Consider the following 16,581-nt stretch of genomic DNA (forward strand, 5'->3'; position numbering starts at 1 on the left):
CGCGTTATGCCTGAAATGCTAGGGCGATCTGGAGACTGAAAGCCATTCCACCAGTACGCTGGCGGCGGCCACCAAGAGTTCTCCCGCAATGGTAACCAAGCGATGTACGATAGCGACCATGAGCGACGCAGCATAGCCTATCAGCGGTGCCAACAAAATGATCAGTACCATTTCACGCACGCCGGCTCCACCAGGCAATAAACTGACGAATCCAGCGACTACCGACAGCGAGCAGGCTGCCATGCAGACCACCCATAACCATCGACTGTCCGGGCGTCCTGGCCTGGATATTGTCTCGGTGGTGGTCGCATCCTCAACATCGCTTGCTCGAAACGCGTTGCCCAGTGTTTTGAGCCAAGCTGCATCGCTACTTGACGTAGGTGCGCCTTGAGCGGTTGCCATGGGCAGGCTCTGTACTACACAGAATAAACTTGTGCCCAGGAAGAGCCATGCCGTTGACGCCAAGCACCAGCCTTTCAGCATCAAGCGAAAGTTGTAATCGCGATCCAGCGAAGTCCGCAGTGGATCTTCGCGATCCAAACGCAATTTCATTAGCGGTCGAAATATCATTGGTAGGGTCGGCAGTACTGCTGCAATGGCGGACAGCACTCCCAGCAATCGTAACCATGAGGGTACATTCAAAGCCAAAACCAAAAGGGCTCCGATGGCTGCGCCAACGGCCATGGTTGTTAACGTTTCGACAAAGACGCTCACGGTCGTCAGCTTGACGGTTGCACCAAAAGGCTTCAGGGCCGCCGCTCGCAAGATAAGCACCATGGCTTTGCCAGGTACATACTTGCCAAGATTGCCGACGTAATAGGCCCGCGAAACGATTGGCCAGGGGACGCGTATGTTTAAAGAGTGCAGCACTTGGTACCAATACAGGCCAGGCGGGAAAACACCCAGGGCCACACAGGATACTGCTGCAGCGATCCATGGCCAAGACACGGTCCACATCGTCCGTTTCATGGCCAGCAGCGATTGGATTTGAGCGTTGAGTTCGGCCTTTTGCTCCGCATCACTCGCCGCGTTTTTCTCTATCGCTAGGATCTGCTCGTCCAAGCCCTGTTCGATGCGTTGCATATTGTCGTAGGCGGCGACGACTGCTCGCCACAACCCGAAAGCAACGATGATAAGACAGAAAATATTCAAGCAAAGGCGAATCGTTTTGAATCGGCCTTTGGCCTTCGCGACTTTGCTGTCGGCGAGGATTTCCTCCTTGAATTCCATGTGACGATGTTTCCGTAATAGGTTATAAAACAAGTCCAAAATGTTAGATCAATGCCTCAAAGTATAGCGAACGCATGAGCCGACTGATTTCACTGATCGTTCTTCTGGCGTGTATCGTCATCATCGGGATCCTTTTTTACAAGGTGATGATTGGGTTTCTGATCCCGCTGTTTTTGGCTGCCGTGCTGGTGGTGGTCTTCCGACCGATTCACCGTCATATCTTGAGGTTTTGCAATAACAAGAACCATATTGCTGCAGCCGTCACCACGACTTTGGTCGCGTGCCTAGTCTTGGTTCCTGCCGGTTTGGCTGGCACTTTTGCGGCCATTCAGGGAATTGGGCTGACCAGAAACATCAATGCCAGCAGCCTACGTGTAGCCACGACAAAGTTCCGTGACTACTTTGAGTTGCATGCGCCGGAAATTACTCGGATCCGCGCCATCGACACCTCGATCGACAATATTCAAGCCGAGATCAATAGCAAAGAAATTCGCGAGCTGGAAGATGAAAAAGGAAAGCTCGCCAACTACGAACGCAGTGTGATTGAAAACATCGAGGGTTTGAAACGCGACTACATTAGTCGCGTGAGAGCTCGCTCGGATGAATTATTCGAGGAATTCAGTCGCAAGAACCTAGATCCATTAGATCAAGAGAAAATGCGTCGCGGAATTGAAAAGGCGATCGACGCGAAGATCGCAGAGATTGAGAAGTACCTCAACCCACGCCCCACTAACGAAGCCAGCGCGATTGAAGCAACTGCTGCTCAAGACAGTGGGCCGGTGGAAGACTACATTCCGTTTGCTTTGCCACAGGATCTCCAGGGGGCCGAGCGGATCGGTGATCCGCAGATACTTGAAGGGCTGCAAATGCTGCTCATTGAACTTGATCGCGCCACGCCACGCAGCAATGATCCGGATGATCCCGGTACTGGCGTGGACTTAGTTGCGCTTCAAAGCCGCGCGGTCGAGCTTAATACCGAGTGGCAACGACAACGAACCGCTTTGTTGGGAGGAACGGTCTGGGGATTCTTGTGTGAAGTCGCGAATCCAACCAATGAACAAGTCCAACTCTTCTTCAATACGACATTCAAATCGATTCAGCCGACGCTGCTCGATCTGACTGGGCAAACCAGTGCTTTTCTGGTTCGACTGACGATTGGAACTGCGATCATGATGGTCGCTTTGTTCTTTTTCTTGTACGACGGGCCCGGTATGATCAAAGCGCTAATGAAGCTCAGTCCGCTGGACGATCGCTATGAGATGGAGTTGCTGACGGAGTTTGATCGCATTGTGCGTGCCATCGTCTTGGCCTTGATCTGCTCAGCGATTGTTCAGGGATTAACGGCCGGGATTGGTTACTATTTTGCCGGATTGCCTTGGTTAGTATTTCTCACTTTGATCACAACTCTCTGCGCTCTGATCCCCTTTGTTGGTCCGGCAATTGTATGGGTTCCGGTTTGTATTTATTTGGCTGTATATGTCGGTGATTATTGGTCTGCTGGTTTGCTGGGGCTGTGGGGGTTTTTGGTCGTAGGATCTGTGGACAATGTGGTTAAAACGGTGGTACTGCACGGGCAAAGCTCGCTGCATCCACTGTTCGCCCTGTTAAGCATTCTTGGGGGTGTCCAAGCGCTGGGGCCAATTGGAATCGTAGTTGGACCAATTGTCGTAACGCTATTGCAAACACTGTTGAAAATTCTCCAACGAGAACTCAATACGATCGATCAACCTAGCTTGGTCGCAACCGTTGCCGAAAGCACAACAATTGACGGACCGACAACGCCCCCCTCTGCAGAGAAGGGTGGCTTTCCATCAATGCTGGAACGCTTGCGAATGCGAGCAGCCGCTTATCGAGAAAAGGAAGAGGCCAAAAGCAGCCCCAACCACTCGGGAATAAACGACTCGGGAATAACCGAGAAAGAATGATATGCCGGAGTTGCCTGAAGTTGAAACCATGCGCCGCGGAATCCTCCCTACCGTTGGCAGCAAGCTGTTGCTGATCGAACAACCGATTAGCCGATATCGACCGATCGTGATTGAACCCGATTTGGAAACGATCAACTCGAGATTGAAGGGAAGGAGTGTAACTCAAGTAGAACGCTTAGGAAAACGAGTGGTCGTTGTTTTCGATGATGTCGAGTGCCTGGTACTGCAACCCAAAATGGCAGGCTTGATCGCTTTAGAGGATGTGCCTTCACCGGAGCACACTCGAGTAATTTTTCATCTGAGCGGCGGAACCGTTCCTCGCTTCATGTATTGGGACCGACGTGGACTGGGAACCGTTCACTTATGGACCAAACAGCAAATAGTCGAGAAGCTGGACCGCGATGTTTTAGGTCCCGACGCTTTACAAATAACAGTTGAAGAGATGTTTGAACGTTTCAAAGCTGTGCGCCGCGAAGTCAAACCGGCGTTGTTGGACCAGCGACTGGTCGCTGGAATTGGCAACCTGTATGCATCGGAAATCCTCCACGCTGCCAAGGTAAACCCAACCGAACGTTGCGATCAGTTAAGCAAACGAAAATGGCAACGGATCTTCCAGCACATGCGCGAAATCTTGGAACAGGCGATTCTTTATGAAGGCTCCACTTTGGGGGATGGGACTTATCGGAACGCACTAAACCAATCGGGTTCTTATCAGAATTCTCATTTAGTGTATGCCCGCGCTGGGTTGAACTGTAAAAGCTGTGCGAACACACTTATCCTTCGAATCGTACAGTCGCAACGAAGCACCTTTTACTGCCCCAAATGCCAGCGGAAACGTTAGGGATGGGACATGGGGCTAATTGACATTACAATACCTCATAAAGTTGCATTTTATTTCATTGTACGTTCTTATTGAACATCGCTTTAGGTAGCCTTGAATATGTATCATTCACTCCCACGTGTCATTCGATCTTTTTCTACCGTATCGCTGTCTTTGTTGGCCGTTATGGGCTTAACTGCAATCGGCTGCAACAACACGGATTCGACCGGTACCGGCAAAAAGGCCGAAACCCATGCCCATGATCACGATGACCACGACCATGGCGGGCACGGCCATGCGCACGCTCACCGGCACGGAGTTCACGGTGGCGAAATAGCAGTGATTGAACCAGGCGATTACGACTTGGAATGGACTCACGACCACGACAACGGAAATGTCACCATGTTTGTCGACGCAATGACAGATAAAGGGCTGAAAGTCGATAGCGTTGAGGTGCTGGTTGAAATGGAAGGTCAAGAGTCCAAGACCTACACGCTTGCGATGCAAGAAAACGGCGCGTACACAATTGCAGATGCCGAACTTGTGACAGCCATCGATGCTAGTGCAGAAGACAAAAGCGGGATTAAGGTCATCGCAGTTGTCACCGTTGATGGCAAAAAGAACGCTGCTCAGTTAATCAATTTCCACCACTGATCGACTTCATTCATCCTGTGCAGGATGTTCCTTCCCGCAGCCAGTTAAACACTTGGCCACACTGAATAGGCAATCTGAGCAGGTTAAACGGTCTGCCAAGATTGCCTACGCTTATGACGATAGCATTTCTGCGGAATCACGCACAGGAGTCCGCGGATTCTGTACAGAAGGCCACCTTCGCTAGCCGAAAATCTCACAGGGCTGATTTGATCAGCCTATCTCATCGAGTAAAAGTGGGACACTTCCTGCTGATCTCTAGCATGACTGAACCTAACGAGTTGTCTAATGGACGCTGGCAATGGTTAGCCCAACAAGCTCCGGATTGCTACCTGTAAGCGTGGCTTCGCTCAAGCCTGACGCGTTGGATGGCGTTTCCTTGTACTTGTTTGAAGAGGCGGACGATTCTTTTACCCTGTACCGCGATGGTAGTTTTCCTCTGACGCGTTCCGACCTTGACCGTTTAGCGCAACGCGGAGTTACAAAACTTTACATCGATCGAGATTCCAAGGCGAAGTATCAGGAGTATCTTCGTTCTATCGCTTTCGACCAGGATTCAAGCTACTCTCCGGCAAAGGTTTCGGCACTGTCGGAGGTGATTCGCGACGCGCTTTTTGTGTCATTAAGTTCACCAAATACGACCACCGTTGTAGAAGCCTCGCAGACGCTCGGAAAACTCTCCGCGAAATTGATTCAGTCGGAAGACTTTGTGGCGGGCGACTTGTTCTCTGTGCTTCACCATGACTACGAGACTTTTACTCACTCCGCCAACGTTGCCCTTTATGCTGGCGTGTTAGCTACTTCGCTGGGATTTCCATCGTCCGAGGTTGAGCAAATCGTGATGGGCGGCTTGTTGCATGACTTGGGTAAGCTCGAAATCGATGAGAAAATCTTGAACAAGCCCGACAAGCTAAACGACATGGAATTTCGTGTCATCAAAAGGCATCCCACGCGAGGCTTCATCCGGCTTTCCGATCGAAACGATTTGTCCTTTAGCCAATTGATGATGGTCTATCAGCATCACGAGCGTTTGGATGGCAGAGGATATCCTGTCGGTGTCAGTGAAATCGACATTCATCCGTGGGCGAAACTATGCTCCGTGGTCGACGTTTACGAAGCCTTGACCAGCAACCGGCCTTACCGCAAGCCGATGAAACCAAGTTTAGCGCTCAGTATTTTACAGCAAGATTCAAACAAAGCTTTTGATTCGGATTTCGTAGCATGTTGGACAGAGATTATTCAGAAAACCTCGAAGCAATAGCTAGCCAAATCGAGTGGAACATAAAACTCCCAGATTCCATGCGGGATTTTTTTGACGTCGTCGGCGAAGCGGCCCCCGCACCTGCGGACACACGCCGCCAAGTCCGGATTCGGGCCCGAAAGAAAGCGATCCTGTTTTTCGATAACTCGATCCCTTCAGTACCGCGCGCCAGCATGCCTCAACCTGTTTACACCACCGATTTTTCACGAGCTGGTTGTGGATTTGTAGCTAGCTTCCAAATCTACCCCTCAGAAAAGCTCCGAATGCTGTTGCCTACCTTCTGGTTGCAGTTGCAGGTCGTCCGCTGCCGCAGGCTGGGGCCCGATTGTTTTGAAATGGGGGCGATCCTGTTAGCTCGTCAAGAAGCCAGTAACGACGCATTCAACGCTGTAGTGTGATTCCAAAGTGAACTTACCCGCCTAAGCTGGCGTTTTCGTCGGTTTTAGCTCCAAGTGCCAGCATCTAATTAAGTCGATCCGGGGCTCAGGATTCGTCGATTTTGCACTACAGAAATATCCAATCTGTACGTAAACTGCTCACTTTCCTATCTAAACCGAAGCTTGCGTGGTGCTGTAGCGCTATCGCCGGGCCTTTCGATTTCACTCTTACCACATCTTCCTTATGCGCCGCGATGACATTCGCAACATCGTTATTATTGCCCACGTTGACCATGGCAAAACGACGATGGTGGACACCCTGCTCAAACACAGTGGGCAGTACCGAGAATCTGAACTCCAACAAGAATGCATTCTAGACAGCAATGATCTTGAACGAGAACGAGGTATCACCATTCTCTCAAAGAACATCGCCATCAAGTATCGCGATGTAAAGATCAACCTGATCGATACCCCAGGTCACGCCGACTTTGGTGGAGAAGTCGAACGCGTTGTGCGTATGGCGGACGGGGCGTTGGTACTCATGGACGCCGCAGAAGGTCCGATGCCGCAGACGCGTTTCGTACTTAGCAAAGCGCTGGAGTGTGGTGTGAAGCCGATTGTTGTGATCAACAAAATCGATCGCCCTGATGCTCGCTGCAATGAAGTGGTCGAAGAAGCCCTCATGTTGCTGGTCGAATTAGGCGGCGAACATTACATGGATCACTTTGACGTGATCTTTACTTCGGGCAAAGCAGGCTATGCAACCCATGATTGGAAGACTCCCGGCGAGAACATGTACCCGCTGTTGGACTGGATGGTCGATAAGATCCCAGGCCCAGACGTAGAGCCTGAAGAATCGCTGCAACTGTTGGTCACCAACCTAGACTGGTCGGAGTTCGTCGGCCGTATTGCAATCGGTCGCGTAAGTTCAGGCCGTATCAAACGTAATCAACAAATCGACATTATCAAAGAACACGGCGTAGAGCAGGCGCAAGTCAGCACGTTGCAAACATTTGATAAACTTGGGCGTGTTGACGCACAAGAAGCTGTCGCCGGTGATATTGTCGCTGTGATTGGACTCGAAAACGTTGAAATCGGCGACACTATCTGCGAACGCGGTAGCAACAAACCGCTCCCCCGTATTCGAGTCGATGAACCGACTCTGGAGATGGTCTTTTCTATCAACAGCTCGCCTTTGGCTGGACGTGATGGCAAGTATGTGACTACTCGACAGTTGCGCACGCGATTGGAAAAAGAGCTGGAACGAAACGTCGCTCTTCGAGTTCGCGCTGTTCCAGGATCGGATGCTTTCGCAGTCGCAGGTCGTGGCGTTTTGCACTTGTCGGTTCTCATCGAAACCATGCGTCGCGAAGGCTACGAACTGAGTGTTGGCAAACCCCAAGTGGTGCTTAAGGAAATCGAAGGACGAAAGTACGAGCCATACGAAATTCTCAACGTCGAAGTTCCTACGGATCGTGTTGGTCCGGTGATGGAGTTGGTCGGCAACCGCCGCGGTGTATTGGAAGAAATGTCGCCTCGTGGTGAGTACACTTTGTTGCGTTTCTCAATTCCTGCTCGTGGACTGATCGGTCTGCGTACGCGGTTGCTGAACTCAACGCAGGGCACCGCCATCATCCATCATCGTTTCGACGAGTACCGTCCTCAGGAAACCGATATCCCTGGCCGTGCCAATGGCGTCATGATATCGATGGTACCTGGTAAAGCAGTTCCTTATGCGCTGTTCCAACTCCAGGAACGAGCCGAATTGTTTGTTGGCCCCGGCGAAGAAGTATATGAAGGAATGATCGTCGCCGAGAATGCTCGCGAAAACGATTTAGTCGTGAATCCCACCAAGGAAAAGAAGCTGACCAACGTCCGCGCCGCGGGTAGCGACGAGAATATTATTCTCAAACCACCGCGACAATTGTTCCTGGAGGCTGCCTTGGAATACATCGAGGACGATGAGTTGGTGGAGATTACTCCGAAGGTCATCCGCCTACGGAAAATCTTCCTCCGTGAAAATGAACGCCGTCGACAACCGAAGTCCTCAACTGTGATGGCTTAGATTGCATTCGTTGAGCTGTTCGCTAATCACTGAGATCCCCCAAAGCCTTTGTTTTGCCCATCTTTCCCAAGATGGGCTTTTTTATGTTGTCAACGAATTGGTATTCCGCCAGCTCGCACTTACCTCCTATCCTGGACGAACTACGTAACCGAAAAAGTTTGCGCGACAAGAAAATCCTTCAAGTTCGCTAAGCTTGACCGTCGATGTAGCCGAAGACAACCCAAAGTCTCGCGCTGATTGGAAAACCATTCGGCCTCACAGACAAGGGATTTAAAGCTGAATTCAAGTCCGTAATCCATGGAAGGTAAACGGATGGTCGACAATCATCAAACTCGATCCCCTGATCGCCAACGTCAATCGAAACAAGTGTACGCGTTGCCCAACGGCCAACGAGTGCCCGTATTGTTTCGTATGAAGAATATCCAGCCAACCGCCGCAAACGCCAGCGCTCGACCATCCAGCAGCCTGCCTGTATCGACAACTTCTGCAACCGTTGCCCCATCCACGAGCCAAAGCGCGGCCGCTGATGCGGTCGTATCTGAATCTCCAGCACCGAGTATTGCGGTCGAAACGGTTGTCCAAGCTCAGGTTGGACCTAGCTGGTTGCGCCGCAATGCCTACCGAGGTACGGTCCTCGTTCTACTGCTGGTCACGATTGTACTGTTGAATAACAATCGCAGCCGCACATCTTCACCTGGTGTCTCTAAAGCGGACCCAGCGAACAAGATTGCGCTTGACGTAGAACTAGCTAGTAAGGTCGATGCGACTGCGTCGTTAAACTCCAATGCCGCAGTGACCGACGACGCCAACGCAGCAACCGAAACTCTGGCAGCCACTGAGGCTGTTCCAACAGCACCGACTGCAGTCGACGAATTGTTGTTTAGCCCCCCGCAGCAAACGCTGACAGCATCGCCGACGGTTGCTGCCGATAGCCTTGCCACAAAGCCTAAAGGCCAAGCCTCTGTGAAAGAAAGTACGTCGGATTCCAGCACGATGTTTGTCATCAGCAACGACTCTCAGTCATCCGCCGAAATACCTGCTGCGGTAGCTGTCGATTTGACGACTACACCAGCACCCGCAACTCTGCTGGCCCCTCAAACTCTTGCCGAACCTAGTTCATCGATCGCTGAAAGTTCATTGATGCCATTGGGCGTTGGTCCGGATTCGGCTCTCGTCCAATCCGAAACCGTATCGCTGTCACCTGCCAACGCGGGCGTTGCTTCGACGGCCTCGCTCGCAACCGAAACGAGTTCGGCTACGTCGGCGATCCCTGCCCAGACCATCAGCGTCGATCCCGCTAATCGATATGCTACGGCGCCGCAGAACAATACGTGGCAAACTGCTAGCGGCGGATTGCAAACTACCAGTGATCCCAACATGGATCCGGTCACACTCTTTTTGATGAAGCAAAACTTTGAGGTTCAATCTTCCGAACAGACCGTCAAGGCGATGCGTCAAACACAAGCTCAACCGGCCAGTACAAATCAATGGCAATCGATTCCTACTTCGCCAACTGCTGCCACCCAGCCATCAACACAGACCAGCACCAACTCGTATGGGCCCGGCAGCCCAGTCAGCAATCAACCGCTGGTACCGCAGACACCTTACCAACCTCTGTACTCAGACTTCAATGTCCCTAGCACCTCGCCGCTGTATTCAAGCTCCACAATACCCAACAGCACGAACAATTTAAGTGCGCCGCCCAGCCCGGCTCCTTATCAACCAATTTACGCCGCGCCCAGCAGCGTACCGGCCAATAGTTTCTGGGGCTCAGGCTCGCAGCTATACGATACGCCGGACCAATCCGTTTCTCATTAGCCAAAACACCGGGCGACCAATCGTTGAACCATTAGACTGAGGCATATGCATCTTTGTCGTTTCAGCTACCAGCGTCCCTGCAACACCATTTCCCTTACAAGTACATCCAACGTCAAAAGATATGAAAAAGTTAGCTCGAATCAACGTCGCAAACTTGATCCTGGAAGGGTGCTGCTATGAGTAATCTCGATGATGCATTTTTGAAGGCGTATGCTAAACGCCCAGCTCAACAACATTCCGTCCCGCCGGTGGCCGCCAAGCCTGCGGCGACTGAGCCGGTTGCTGTCACTCGTTCAGCTACAGCGGCCGTTCCGCCTGCCATGGCCAAACTCAGCACGCATAGCGAAGCCAACAATGCTACGTCCGTGGTCACTAAGCGTCCTCAAGCGAGATCTTCGACCGTTCGCAGCAAACCGACTGAGCAATCCCACGCCTCGACAACTATCAACGGTCCAGAGGATCGTTTCTTTCGAATTGATGATGTGGAATTCTCCGCAGAAGTAGAAGCGGCCATGTTGCCGCCTGCAGAAGTACACGCCAAGCAAATCAAACGTAAGCCGCTTTCGGAATACCTTGCCGAAATGCGCCAGCAAATCGCAGAAGTTGAAGAGCAAACGCGTCTCAGCCAGCAGACGCAAGACGATCACATCAGCCGTGAAATGGTAGATGACCTGGCCGACAGTATGCGTCATAAACCTACTGCGCCTGCTCAGTATCGCTATCCTGAACTAGCCACCGCGGTTCCATCGCAAGCCAAAGCTCCGGTACAGGCGCAGTCGACTGGTTTTATCGACAAGAAGGCTTTGCGCGGCATGGCGGCTATCTCCGCAGCGACTCCTTCAGTAAGCTCTGCAGACGCTGAAGCGCCTAGCGATACAAGCATCCATGCATCGCCAATGGCTGCGGTCACATCTCCAGCAACCGCCAAGTCGGCTTCGGCGGCGGTCGGTACCAAGCCAGCCGAGCTACCGTATCAACGCGAATCAATTTTTCGCAAAAGCGCTCTCAGCTCGGACCAACCCTCGATGCGAGAAAGCTGGAGGAAGGAAGGAAGTTGGCACCAACAAGATCGCAGCTATCGCTTCGACGACAGTGAGCCCACAGTTGCTGAAGCATTTCCAGTCGCCCCCGCTGTGCCCGTTGCCCCGGTCGCTCAAGAGCCTGCGACTCCAGCGAACGAATCTGCCAGCCAACTGCAATCGGAGCGACTGAGCGGTAGCCGACGACGCACGGATTTTGTTGAAGAATCCACCGTTGCACCAGCCGTACGACAACCTCATTGGGACGAGCAGTTGAATGCTGCGAGCGTAGCAGTGGTCGAATCGCTATCGAAGTACAACCCCAGCTCCGAAAGCAGTGCTCTGTACCGACAGGCGAAGCTTTCTATCTCTGCGAACAAAACACGCATTGAACAAAAGATCGCTCAAAGCGCGCAAGCCGTTGTCTTGCCGCTCAACCCGGAATGGGAAGTCGACAATCTCCAATGGCCTTTCACTGTGCTGGACCTATTGGAAGCGCAAGAGTCCGCATTTGACGAGATTGCTAACCATTTGCTGACTGCCAACCGCAAGGGTTTGAAGACCGTCGCGATCACTGCGGCCGAACGTGGCGTAGGTAAGTCAACTACCGCCCTGTGCTTGGCAGCCGTGATGGCCCACCGAGGATTGAATGTTGCTGTCGTCGATGGCGATACCGAACATCCATCACTGTACCATCAATTGAATCTAGAACTAGATAAAGGTTGGCAAGACTGCCTGCGATCAAGTGTGCCTCTAGAATCGATCGCGGTCAAATCCCTCGCAGAAAACGTCACGCTTTTTCCTTTGACTGAATCGCTCAGCAGCCAGGAATTAGAATCGTATCAGATTCGTATCAATCAGTTGCTGCGTCGCATTGCCCGCAGCTACGATTTAGTAATTGTTGATACCCACCGCATCAGCCACAAATCGTCGCAATTGATTGGGACTGGCGATGAGTCGGTATTGGATGCTGCACTGGTTGTCGTCGATTGTGAACTAAGTGTAAAAGACCGCGTCGATACCGCGTTGCAACTACTGCATGACCAAAACATTACCTCCGTTGGAGTTGTCGAAAACTTTAGCGATCTTGCTAGCGCAAAACAGCAAGCTGCATAAGGACTGACTACATGTACGAAGCATATTGGAAGTTAAAAGCTCGACCGTTCGATAACTCGTTCGACAAAGGCTTCTACTATCCGTCCGATCAACATCAAGCGGCCTTGCTCAAGATTCGGTACGCAATGGAACATCGTCGCAGCGCCGCTGTTCTTTCTGGGCTGAGCGGCGTTGGGAAATCAATGTTGCTTCAGCGTCTTGCAGACCAGTTACCCGAATTTGTCACACCGTGCATTCAACTCAATTACACTTGTCTGAACGCCAGCGAGATGCTGCGTTATATCGCAGCGAGTGTTGCTCCAGACCAAGGACAGCAACTCCATGCCAATGACGATTCTCGGGCGCTGTTGGTCATTGAAAGGTTTCTGGCCCAAAACTGCGAGCAAGGCAAACACGCGGTGGTTTTAATCGATGAAGCCCACGCGCTGAATGCTGTCGAGCATCTGGAATGTCTTCGCCAACTAATGAATCTTTCGGCGCCACAGTCGTCTGGTGAATCTGCTTGGACATTCGTGTTCTGCGGTATGCCTAGCTTGATTGCCAACGCCCATCGCAATGGGGCATTTTGGGATCGCGTCGCCGTGCAGTGTGTGCTGCCTCAGTTCAATTCGCATGACACTAGCGCTTACATCGCCCATCGACTTCGATCTGCCGGTTGCGAACAGCCCAACATTTTTCATGCGGAAGCGTTGGACTTGATTCATCACATTACGCAAGGGCTACCTCGCAAAATTAACTCACTGTGCGATCTTGCCATGATGGTAGGATATGCTCAAGAAGTTGGTACGATCGATGCTCACTTAGTCGAAAGCATCTACACGGAAATGAACCCTTCGGCGTTTATTGGTGAACTTTCGTCGCATTGATCCAATGGGACATGCCTTAGGAATGTTGCTTGCTTCATGAACGAGCCGATTGAGTTCTTTTACTTTGACCTTGGTAATGTGATTTACCATTTCGACTATTCCATTTCTGATACCAAAGCTGCTTCGCTGCTAAACGTTTCTCCGGACGTGATCCATCGGGTGATTTATAACTCGGGGTTGGAAGAGTTGTATGAGACCGGCGTGTTAAGCTCTCGTCGTTTTGTACAAGAGTGCGAACGCTGCTTGGGTATTGAGATCGATGAAGTTGCGTTTCTAGATGCAACCAGCGCGATGTTCACGTTCAATCGGGAGATCCTGCAGGTCTTGAATCTGCTGATTGCGCATTCGATTCCGTTCGGCTTGCTTTCCAATACATGCCTGTCCCACTGGAACTGGATCCAACAGCAATCAGACATGAACTTTCACCAGTTCTCCTCGATTGTGGTCAGTTATGAAGTCGGCTGCATGAAGCCGTCCCCCGCAATCTACGCGAAATCGGAAGCATTAGCAAAAACCCGTCCACAAAGAATTGCATTCATCGACGATCGCGAAGCGAACGTCCTAGCAGCAGCACAACGTGGCTGGCAAACACATCTTTACCGCGATGTGCCCAGCACCCTGCTTTGGCTGCAGCAGCGGTTAAGTATATCTGGCGCTTAACAGTACCTGGTGGTCAGTCGATGAACCGACGCTTGCTGCAAGAGAGCGTTTATCTCCGCGGCTAGAGTCCTAGCACATCAAACATGTTGTAGAGGCCCGGCGTGGGTTGTTGAGTCAAGAACAACGCTGCCGTTAAAGCGCCTGATGCATATGGGTCCCGGTTGCTTGCCGCACAACGCAACTCGATCAGTTCGCCCATCATCCCAAAACAGATCGTATGCTGCCCCGCGTCATCTCCGATTCGAATGGCATGATATCCGATCTCGTTGGCGGGGCGTTTCCCTACCAAGCCTTCGCGTCCATGCACGGGCTTAGTTAGCCCAAGTTCTGGAGCAATCAACTGTCCAAACTTTAATGCCGTCCCGCTTGGGCTATCTTCCTTCATGCGATGGTGACGCTCAAGGATTTCGACGTCGACTTGTTGGCCCAGTTTGGCCAGAGCGCGAGCGGCTTGCTGAGCGAGCTTCATTGTCAAATTGACTGCCGGTGAAAAATTCGCCGAGTAGCAAATTGGTATCTCCGCGGCTGCTGCTGCAATCGCTGCTTCGTCGTCGGCACTGAGGCCCGTCGAAGCTACCACAATCGGAATCCGCGTTTTTCGGCAATGTTCAACGGCCGCTAATGCAGCTTTGGCGTTCGAGAAATCGATGCACACCTGAACGTCGCTGGGCCATTGGCTGGCAACTTGAACCCCGTTACCTTTCAATCCGCACATCGCTGCAGCATCTTCTCCCAGATGCTTGCTCGATGGACTGACCAAAGCGGCTGCTAACGCGAACCTTGCATCTTGCTCGATGAGACTAATCAGCCGCCGGCCATTACGGCCCGAGGCACCATGAATCGCAACACGAAGTGGTAATGTCATAGAGTAGGGTAGGGGGCAATGAGATTGGATTAGCGAGAATCGACTAGCTGTAAAGCTGGATGGCGCGCACGATGGCATCCAGGTCATTTGGAACGGCTACAGCTCGGTTCGCATAGGAAGCTCGTGAAACGCCACGACTGCCCAGCACTTCATTAAATTTATCCTGGTCTGTCGTATGGTAAGCGACCGTCGCCGTTGGGTCCTTCAATTGGTGACCAGTTAAAATGCAAACTACGCGTTCGTCAGCTCCAATGACACCTTGGCTTCGCAGCAGTTTGGCTCCCGCGACACTGGCAGCGCTGGCAGGTTCACATCCGATACCGCCTGCGCCAACTTGAGCTTTCGCATCCAAGATTTCTTGATCAGCGACCTTGCGAACCACGCCATCGCAGACCGCGAGCGCTCGCAGACACTTTTTCAAATTAACGGGGCGATTGATCTCGATCGCACTAGCGATAGTATCCGCCTTGGCGTGACTTGCATCCAGTTCATCGTAGTAGTAACAAGCCTTTTCCATCGCTGGCCTTCCGTCGGCCCAGTGCAAATCTCGTTCGTTAAACAAGACATCCAACGTGTCTGCACCAGCGGCATTGATCACGGCCAACCTGGGGACTCGATCGATCAAGCCCAGATGCTTTAGCTCCATGAAGGCCTTGCCAAACGCACTGCTGTTTCCAAGGTTACCACCTGGCACCACAATCCAGTCCGGTACGTTCCATTGCAGGGCTTCCAGCACGCGGAACATGACCGTCTTTTGACCTTCCAAGCGAAATGGGTTGACGCTGTTGACCAAATAAATCCCCAACTGCTTACTGATTTCTTGGACGCGAGCCATCGCATCGTCGAAATCGCCCGCAATCTGCATTGTCAGCGCGCCGTACTCCAGAGCCTGAGATAGCTTGCCATACGAGATCTTGCCCGAACCGATAAAAATGACCGCCTTCATCAACTGAGTGACCGCACAATACATCGCCAGCGATGCACTGGTGTTGCCCGTTGACGCACAAGCCGCCCGCTTGGCTCCCACCATGTGCGCATGCGAGAAGGCTGCGCACATGCCGTTGTCTTTGAAGGACCCGGAAGGATTCATGCCTTCGTACTGCAGGTACAATCCGCCAGGCTTCATACCTACATATCGCCCTACAGAATCTGCTTGTTGCAGCAAAGTTTGGCCTTCGCCAACGGTTACAACTTTGTCTTGCGGTGCGTAGGGCAGCAATTCGTGGAATCTCCAAACGCCGCTAAAACGCAGCGGTTCGTACCGACGACTCCACATCTGCTGGAAGTCACTCAAGCGTTTCGGAAGTTCTAGGCGATCCCAATCGTAGACTACGTCCAGCAAATCGCCGCATTTGGGGCAGCGTGTCAACGTTTCGCCCACACTGTAGGTGGCCGAACAATCAAGGTTCAAACACTGCTGGAACGCGGCGTCCGGATGCTTGTCCACAGCAGGATTTCCTTGTTTGAATGCCAATTTCGTTTCCATTGAATGCCAATTCCGAGTTCAGTTCACGCCAAAAACCGCTGGCGATATCGATTTTTTCTAACTAAGGTGCCGTTTTCGCTACAAAATTCGATCAAGCGACTGTTGCAATCCGCGAAAACGCAGCACTAGTTTAACAACAATTCAGAAATTCGCTCCTCGATTTCCCAGGATTGTAGCCTTTCGCGGCTGGTTGGCGGAAGTAGGCTGCTGCCCCAAATCTACGCCGGTTGTAGGGATGGCAGTCTGACCGACAACGCTCATTTCCCGAAACTTTTCGGGAAACCCACCCTACCTGAGCCTTGCTATTTGGCGCAAGCAAGTACGAATCAACCTTGCAACAAAATTGCGAAAAACATTAAAGAAGAGGTGTGCCCCAAGACCGCACAATGCATTTCCACACTCTATCTTCACTTCGAGGAGTC

13 protein-coding genes are annotated in these 16,581 nt (G+C 51.9%); 10 read left to right on the top strand and 3 right to left on the bottom strand.

Annotated features, from left to right (window positions below; translation table 11 throughout):
• Positions 1 to 18: 18 nt before the first annotated feature.
• The gene (locus SH302x_RS02620; RefSeq protein WP_479367136.1) at positions 19 to 1,230 is read right to left on the bottom strand and encodes a lysylphosphatidylglycerol synthase transmembrane domain-containing protein; all 1,212 of its coding nucleotides are present in this window, start codon (positions 1,228 to 1,230) and stop codon (positions 19 to 21) included.
• Positions 1,231 to 1,304: 74 nt separating this feature from the next.
• Between SH302x_RS02620 and SH302x_RS02625 the strand changes: the two genes are divergently transcribed.
• The 10 genes from SH302x_RS02625 to SH302x_RS02670 all read left to right on the top strand — a co-directional run bounded on the left by SH302x_RS02625 (position 1,305) and on the right by SH302x_RS02670 (position 13,808).
• Entirely contained in the window at positions 1,305 to 3,155 is a 1,851-nt protein-coding gene (locus tag SH302x_RS02625) for an AI-2E family transporter (RefSeq protein ID WP_479367137.1), read from the top strand.
• A gap of 1 nt (position 3,156) precedes the next feature.
• On the top strand, positions 3,157 to 3,996 hold the full coding sequence (mutM, locus tag SH302x_RS02630; RefSeq protein WP_479367138.1) for a DNA-formamidopyrimidine glycosylase: 840 nt from the start codon (positions 3,157 to 3,159) through the stop codon (positions 3,994 to 3,996).
• A gap of 99 nt (positions 3,997 to 4,095) precedes the next feature.
• Positions 4,096 to 4,629 (top strand): hypothetical protein, encoded by a 534-nt coding sequence (locus SH302x_RS02635; RefSeq protein WP_479367140.1) that lies wholly within the window; start codon positions 4,096 to 4,098, stop codon positions 4,627 to 4,629.
• Positions 4,630 to 4,927: 298 nt separating this feature from the next.
• Positions 4,928 to 5,887 (top strand): HD-GYP domain-containing protein, encoded by a 960-nt coding sequence (locus SH302x_RS02640; RefSeq protein ID WP_479367141.1) that lies wholly within the window; start codon positions 4,928 to 4,930, stop codon positions 5,885 to 5,887.
• Between the two features lie 38 nt (positions 5,888 to 5,925).
• The gene (locus tag SH302x_RS02645) at positions 5,926 to 6,285 is read left to right on the top strand and encodes a hypothetical protein (RefSeq protein ID WP_479367143.1); all 360 of its coding nucleotides are present in this window, start codon (positions 5,926 to 5,928) and stop codon (positions 6,283 to 6,285) included.
• 223 nt (positions 6,286 to 6,508) lie between these two features.
• A complete protein-coding gene (typA, locus tag SH302x_RS02650; protein WP_479367144.1) occupies positions 6,509 to 8,329 on the top strand; it encodes a translational GTPase TypA in 1,821 nt (606 codons plus the stop codon).
• 297 nt (positions 8,330 to 8,626) lie between these two features.
• On the top strand, positions 8,627 to 10,147 hold the full coding sequence (locus SH302x_RS02655; protein WP_479367146.1) for a hypothetical protein: 1,521 nt from the start codon (positions 8,627 to 8,629) through the stop codon (positions 10,145 to 10,147).
• Positions 10,148 to 10,323: 176 nt separating this feature from the next.
• Positions 10,324 to 12,282: a tyrosine-protein kinase family protein gene (locus tag SH302x_RS02660; RefSeq protein WP_479367147.1), complete on the top strand. Its 1,959-nt coding sequence runs from the start codon at positions 10,324 to 10,326 to the stop codon at positions 12,280 to 12,282.
• An 11-nt stretch (positions 12,283 to 12,293) separates the two neighbouring features.
• Positions 12,294 to 13,148, top strand: a complete 855-nt coding sequence (locus SH302x_RS02665) for an ExeA family protein (protein WP_479367149.1) — start codon at positions 12,294 to 12,296, stop codon at positions 13,146 to 13,148.
• 36 nt (positions 13,149 to 13,184) lie between these two features.
• Positions 13,185 to 13,808: an HAD family hydrolase gene (locus tag SH302x_RS02670; RefSeq protein ID WP_479367151.1), complete on the top strand. Its 624-nt coding sequence runs from the start codon at positions 13,185 to 13,187 to the stop codon at positions 13,806 to 13,808.
• 61 nt (positions 13,809 to 13,869) lie between these two features.
• Here the strand turns inward: SH302x_RS02670 and dapB are convergent, their stop codons facing one another.
• Together dapB and thrC are read right to left on the bottom strand one after the other, a co-directional pair.
• Positions 13,870 to 14,673: a 4-hydroxy-tetrahydrodipicolinate reductase gene (gene dapB, locus SH302x_RS02675; protein ID WP_479367152.1), complete on the bottom strand. Its 804-nt coding sequence runs from the start codon at positions 14,671 to 14,673 to the stop codon at positions 13,870 to 13,872.
• Between the two features lie 43 nt (positions 14,674 to 14,716).
• Positions 14,717 to 16,159, bottom strand: coding sequence for a threonine synthase (gene thrC, locus SH302x_RS02680; protein ID WP_479367153.1), 1,443 nt, complete (start codon positions 16,157 to 16,159; stop codon positions 14,717 to 14,719).
• Positions 16,160 to 16,581: the final 422 nt, after the last annotated feature.

The organism is Njordella calcicola, from assembly GCF_056494125.1.

Excerpts from the sequence above, each read along its gene's own strand:
- SH302x_RS02620 (WP_479367136.1), bottom strand. The coding sequence starts at position 1,230 with ATGGAATTCAAGGAGGAAATCCTCGCCGACAGCAAAGTCGCGAAGGCC.
- dapB (WP_479367152.1), bottom strand. The coding sequence starts at position 14,673 with ATGACATTACCACTTCGTGTTGCGATTCATGGTGCCTCGGGCCGTAAT.
- SH302x_RS02655 (WP_479367146.1), top strand. The coding sequence starts at position 8,627 with ATGGAAGGTAAACGGATGGTCGACAATCATCAAACTCGATCCCCTGAT.
- thrC (WP_479367153.1), bottom strand. The coding sequence starts at position 16,159 with ATGGAAACGAAATTGGCATTCAAACAAGGAAATCCTGCTGTGGACAAG.
- SH302x_RS02660 (WP_479367147.1), top strand. The coding sequence starts at position 10,324 with ATGAGTAATCTCGATGATGCATTTTTGAAGGCGTATGCTAAACGCCCA.
- SH302x_RS02625 (WP_479367137.1), top strand. The coding sequence starts at position 1,305 with ATGAGCCGACTGATTTCACTGATCGTTCTTCTGGCGTGTATCGTCATC.
- typA (WP_479367144.1), top strand. The coding sequence starts at position 6,509 with ATGCGCCGCGATGACATTCGCAACATCGTTATTATTGCCCACGTTGAC.
- SH302x_RS02665 (WP_479367149.1), top strand. The coding sequence starts at position 12,294 with ATGTACGAAGCATATTGGAAGTTAAAAGCTCGACCGTTCGATAACTCG.
- SH302x_RS02635 (WP_479367140.1), top strand. The coding sequence starts at position 4,096 with ATGTATCATTCACTCCCACGTGTCATTCGATCTTTTTCTACCGTATCG.
- SH302x_RS02670 (WP_479367151.1), top strand. The coding sequence starts at position 13,185 with ATGAACGAGCCGATTGAGTTCTTTTACTTTGACCTTGGTAATGTGATT.
- SH302x_RS02645 (WP_479367143.1), top strand. The coding sequence starts at position 5,926 with ATGCGGGATTTTTTTGACGTCGTCGGCGAAGCGGCCCCCGCACCTGCG.
- mutM (WP_479367138.1), top strand. The coding sequence starts at position 3,157 with ATGCCGGAGTTGCCTGAAGTTGAAACCATGCGCCGCGGAATCCTCCCT.
- SH302x_RS02640 (WP_479367141.1), top strand. The coding sequence starts at position 4,928 with ATGGTTAGCCCAACAAGCTCCGGATTGCTACCTGTAAGCGTGGCTTCG.